Consider the following 328-nt stretch of genomic DNA (forward strand, 5'->3'; position numbering starts at 1 on the left):
GAGATCAGCATGGACGGTCGCGGCCGGGCATTGGACAACGTGTTCATCGAAAGATTGTGGCGAAGCGTGAAATACGAGCCCGCAATCACATGATCCGGCGGGGCGGTCTGCATTGCCTGGCTTAGTCGTTCCAGGTCGTACCAAAGCATGACCAGCGGCAGCACGATCGCAACTTCTTTGCAGAGCACCGCCGCGAAGCTAGAATTTGAAATATTGAGTCAGCCCTTTCTGACAATCGGCTCCTGATTCGTATTGCTTGAGGTAGATGTCCTCGTATTTCACGCTTCGCCACAATCTTTCGATGAACACGTTGTCCAATGCCCGGCCG

Annotated in this window: 1 pseudogene; it reads right to left on the reverse strand. The window is 54.0% G+C overall.

Annotation, left to right across the window (positions count from 1 at the left end):
- Positions 1–201: 201 nt before the first annotated feature.
- A pseudogene (locus AB1L30_RS00670) lies at positions 202–328 on the reverse strand (integrase core domain-containing protein); the annotation flags it as partial.

Origin of the sequence: Bremerella sp. JC817 (assembly GCF_040718835.1) — a bacterium.
GTDB lineage: Bacteria > Planctomycetota > Planctomycetia > Pirellulales > Pirellulaceae > Bremerella.